Raw genomic sequence first — 4,602 nt, 5'->3', positions numbered from 1 at the left:
ACATTCGTTACCGTAGAATAGCAGGAAAGGGGTGAAGAAAAATGAGTGTCACTTATGGGTTCTATAACTCAAAGAATAAAGATCGGAGATACGATGCCATTCAAATGTCAAGCATTTTTGACGGGATCATACGTGACGGCATTTTGCAGCATGTTGGGACTGCTATGATGGTGAAAGAGTCTACTGGCATGATGGTGAATGTCGGAATTGGCCGAGCTTGGTTTAATCATACATGGACGTTGAATGACGCCTTGCTTCCTTTGACTGTACCACAGTCGGAAGTTATTCTAAATCGGATTGATGCGGTTGTTTTGGAAGTAGATGCTCGTGAATCCGTTCGTGCAAATGCGATTAAAATCATCAAAGGTACGCCAGCTACTAATCCAGCGAAACCAACAATGATTAGCACGACCGACCGTTGGCAGTATCCATTAGCCTATATTCGGGTAAATTCTGGAGTTACATCCATCCGTCAGGCAAATATCAACAATGCTGTTGGCACATCGGAGTGTCCGTTCGTAACAGCTCCACTGGAGAAAATGTCCATTGACGCCTTGGTTGCTCAGTGGAAAGACCAGTGGGATGCATTTTATGAAAAAGAGACATCTGATATGGAAGCGACAAATGCTTTCTGGAAAGACCAGTGGTCAAAATGGTTCAACGCCCAGACGGAAGAAATCCAGAAATCTTATCTGGCATGGGAAAAACAATGGAATGACTGGTATGCTGCTCAAACGGCAGATATGCAGGAAACAAGTGCTTTCTGGAAACAGTTATGGGCGACCTGGTTTAACGAGTACACAAACAATAATACATCTGAAATGGCTGCATGGAGAGAAAATGCTCAGGCATTGTTTGATGAGTGGTTCCAGCAGTTGAAGGATACTCTTTCGGAGGATGTAGAAGCAAATCTGGCAAACCAGATATTAGAGTTACAAAAAAGGACATCAATTCTTGAAGAAATTGTAGAGGGGATTCGGACGGAATTCACCGTATACAACAATCTTTATGACAATGGATACGAGAACTACGATAATCTTCTCGATTCATCAGAAGGAACTATCATTGACAGTAACGTGGACCCGATTGTGGCGCGTGCATATTCCAGCTCCTTAATTCTGGATAGCAACGGACAGCCAATTGATGGCCGCGTTATTTTTTGTATTAGGTAAAAGGAGGACATATCGAGATGAAAATTACGGATTATCAGAAGGTCCAGACACTAGATGAAAGCAACATCGTCTTGATTGATGGTAACAATGGAACCAAAACAATTATGGTGACTGATTTTATTAAATCCTTGATTGGGCTTACCAGTTCTCAGGATTTCATTTCCGGTGTCAATCTGTCGGAACTTACGCAAATCAATACGTTGTCTGCGGATGATAAGTTATTGATTGGCACCGCAGCAGGGAACAAAGCGATTGGTGCGGACGATGCACTCTTTGCAATTCTGGACGCTTTTGTTCCGAAGGAGCAGCGCCGCATGATTTACAGAGGAAAAAATCTGGGGAGCGTTATTACAGAAGACCAGAAGGCAAATATCAAGAACGGAACCTTCAAAGGATTTTTCCTTGGAGATTACTGGTCTATCGGCAGCTATACATGGAGAATCGTGGATTTCGATTACTGGTATAATTGCGGCGATACGGCTTTCACCAAGCCCCATCTGGTTATCATGCCGGATAAACCTCTTTACAACGCACAGATGAACGAGACCAACATTACAACTGGTGGCTATGTTGGTTCTAAAATGTATAAGGAGAATCTGAGTCAGGCGAAAACTCTGGCAGCGAGTGCCTTCGGCAATCTGATTCTTACGCATCGTGAACATTTGACAAATGCTGTAACGAATGGATATCCGTCTGGCGGCTCGTGGTATGATTCGACCTTGGAACTTCCTAATGAGATTATGATGTACGGTTCACATGTTTTTGCTCCGTCTGGAAATGGAACAATTATTCCGAATAGATACACCATTAGTAAAACCCAGCTTGCTCTGTTTTCAGTCGTTCCGAAGCTGATTTCCAATCGCGCAACGTTCTGGCTCAGAGACGTCGTTTCTTCGGCTTATTTCGCTCTTGTGAACGGCAATGGCGCGGCGGACTTCAGCAACGCTTCGGACTCTTATGGAGTTCGTCCGGTCTTCGCTATTGGTTAGTCTGAATCCGGGGGCCCTGTGCCCCCACGAAAACCGTACGCAGGTGACAACAATCTGTGCTATAAAATAAGAAGAATCTAAATGAAAGGTGTGAATCAAAATGGATGATAAGATTTATAAGATTACTCTGTCCGATGAAACTGTTCTTGATAATTTGAGGTTGAACGGTAATAACTTTATATCTTCATCGGAAATCGATGAGTCCGTTTTTGACGGAAATTGTTCAATCGTAACAATCAACGATGGTGAAAAGGATGAAGTTCACATGAACATGGAACTTGTCCAGATTATCAAGGTCAATGACAAATATTGGTTTGTCTTGCGGGATGTTCCAGAAACCGAGATGGCCTTTGTTAAAATGCAGTCGGATATCGAATATGTTGCCATGATGTCTGAAATCGAACTATAAAAGGAGGAAACAGTTATGGAACATAGCAAGAATTACGGCAAGGTAAAACGCTACTACAATTTGGGTATGTGGAATGAAGTACGGGTTCGGAATGCAGTGAAAAAGAACTGGATTACGGAAGAAGAATTCAAAGAGATCACAGACAAGGATTATGCATGAGTGTTCTTGTGAGTGATCGGACTGAATCTAAATTCGAAGCAATTACATATTCCATCGAATTACATGATATGTTGATTGATTTCATGCAGCGTAGTTTCGGAGTAAAAGACTTGGATCAGCTTGTCCGAGTAAGATATGCTCACGGAAAGGATGCGAAAGAAGATTTTTCAAGGTATAGATATTTGATGCTGAACTACAAAAATCGTATTGATCAGTTGGCTTCTATGCTGACCAGTAATGTTCGAGCAGCAAACTCTATCTATCCAACTACGCTACACGAGTATGAACAAAGAAGAGATTATCAGAATACAGCCATAGTAAACTGCGAGCAGCTTTTAAAAGAGCTGCAACGAATCGTTGAGATATTTGAAGTGGACGTTAATCTCTACAGTCGCTATGTTAAAGCTATCGACCGAGAAATCGGATTGATAAAGAAGTGGCGTCAACGAGATAACCGAATCAAGTCACAGTTAAGAGGGTAATGTCTAATTATGCGTCGTTTCTTCGGCTAATTTCGCTAATGTGAATAACAATGGCAATACGAACTACAACAACGCTTCGAACTCTAATGGAGTTCGTCCGGATTCTCTGCCTAACCAACAGAGAAGGAGACATTGTCCTTTCCGAATGGATATGATAATTACGTCAAATATGTAAGAAGCCAGAAGTTTTATGGAAGATACATGGATGACTGGTATATCATGAATCCGAGTAAAGAAGAACTCTTTGATCTGCTAGATCATATTCATCAAATTGCAGAAGAATATGGAATCCATATCAATAAGAAGAAAACTCGAATTGTGAAGATTTCCAGCACGTACAAAATTCTGCAAATAAAATACAGTTTAACAGATTCCGGAAAGGTAATTAAGCGAATCAATCCGAAGCGGGTTACTACGATGCGCAGAAAGCTCAAGAAACTCGCCGTCAAAGTGAAAAACGAGGAGATAACGTATGAAAATGTAGAGAATATGTTTCGGGGCTGGATGGGAAGCTTTTACAAACTTTTGTCGAAGGAACAAAGAAAAAATTTGATAGGTCTCTATGAAGATTTATTTGAAAAGTCGATTACAATCATCAGCAAAAGGATGATCATAACCGATAAAATCAAATAGTTATGGAGGATACTAAAATGGAACCATGGTTTCAAATGGTGGTGACGATTGTGTGTGCAGTCGTCGCCTCTTCTGGTTTTTGGGCGTATATCCAGAAGAAAAGTGAGAAAAAAGATGTGAGGACGCAGATGCTGATTGGTCTTGCTCACGATAGAATTATCTATCTGGGAATGTCCTACATCGAGCGGGGATGGATCACGCAGGACGAATATGAAAATCTGCACGATTATCTCTACAAGCCCTATGAAGAGATGGGCGGAAATGGCTCAGCTAAGAAAGTCATGCAGGAGATCAATAAGTTGCCCATTCACAAATCAACCTATATTCAAGAAAATCAGTAGGAGGAATTAAAATGATGGAACAGATTATGAACTATGTGCAGCCTGAGTTAATCGTTGTGGCGATTGTCCTTTACTTCTGCGGTATGGGTCTGAAGCAGACTCAGGCAATCAAGGACAAGTATATTCCGTTGATCCTCGGTGCCGGCGGCATCGTCCTTTGCGGAATCTGGGTTTTGGCCACTTCTCCATTAGGGAGTGGTCAGGAGATTGCAATGGCTATATTTATCGCAATTGTTCAGGGAATTTTAATGGCCGGTCTCAGTACCTATGTAAATCAGATCATTAAGCAGGCAAATAAAGATGAGTAGCAAGCGGACAGAGCGTGAAACCGTTCTTTTTTTTATTTCCAAAAGAGAGGATGAGAGAATATGGCTATTAACAAAGTAATCTATGGTGGAGAGACACTGATCGACCTGA

8 protein-coding genes are annotated in these 4,602 nt (G+C 41.6%); all 8 read left to right on the top strand.

The features are described 5' to 3' along the window. Positions 1–41: 41 nt before the first annotated feature. Positions 42–1,172, top strand: coding sequence for a hypothetical protein (locus HMPREF9473_RS14975; RefSeq protein ID WP_006780984.1), 1,131 nt, complete (start codon positions 42–44; stop codon positions 1,170–1,172). A gap of 17 nt (positions 1,173–1,189) precedes the next feature. Then, complete coding sequence (locus HMPREF9473_RS14970) at positions 1,190–2,161, top strand: hypothetical protein (RefSeq protein WP_006780983.1); 972 nt, start codon at positions 1,190–1,192, stop codon at positions 2,159–2,161. Positions 2,162–2,261: 100 nt separating this feature from the next. After that, positions 2,262–2,570, top strand: coding sequence for a hypothetical protein (locus tag HMPREF9473_RS14965; RefSeq protein ID WP_006780982.1), 309 nt, complete (start codon positions 2,262–2,264; stop codon positions 2,568–2,570). Between the two features lie 15 nt (positions 2,571–2,585). Continuing rightward, positions 2,586–2,729: an XkdX family protein gene (locus HMPREF9473_RS14960; protein WP_006780981.1), complete on the top strand. Its 144-nt coding sequence runs from the start codon at positions 2,586–2,588 to the stop codon at positions 2,727–2,729. Beyond that, complete coding sequence (locus tag HMPREF9473_RS14955) at positions 2,726–3,211, top strand: hypothetical protein (RefSeq protein WP_006780980.1); 486 nt, start codon at positions 2,726–2,728, stop codon at positions 3,209–3,211. The genes HMPREF9473_RS14960 and HMPREF9473_RS14955 overlap by 4 nt, the downstream gene beginning before the upstream one ends. Before the next feature lie 132 nt (positions 3,212–3,343). Further along, positions 3,344–3,844, top strand: a complete 501-nt coding sequence (locus HMPREF9473_RS14950; RefSeq protein ID WP_278245529.1) for a reverse transcriptase domain-containing protein — start codon at positions 3,344–3,346, stop codon at positions 3,842–3,844. Between the two features lie 17 nt (positions 3,845–3,861). Further along, a complete protein-coding gene (locus HMPREF9473_RS14945) occupies positions 3,862–4,185 on the top strand; it encodes a hypothetical protein (protein ID WP_006780978.1) in 324 nt (107 codons plus the stop codon). An 11-nt stretch (positions 4,186–4,196) separates the two neighbouring features. Then, on the top strand, positions 4,197–4,493 hold the full coding sequence (locus tag HMPREF9473_RS14940; RefSeq protein WP_006780977.1) for a phage holin family protein: 297 nt from the start codon (positions 4,197–4,199) through the stop codon (positions 4,491–4,493). Positions 4,494–4,602: the final 109 nt, after the last annotated feature.

Origin of the sequence: Hungatella hathewayi WAL-18680, from assembly GCF_000235505.1 — a bacterium.
Lineage (GTDB): Bacteria > Bacillota > Clostridia > Lachnospirales > Lachnospiraceae > Hungatella_A > Hungatella_A hathewayi_A.
Note: the sequence above shows the minus strand (reverse complement) of the source record. Positions and strands in the feature narration are given on the sequence as shown.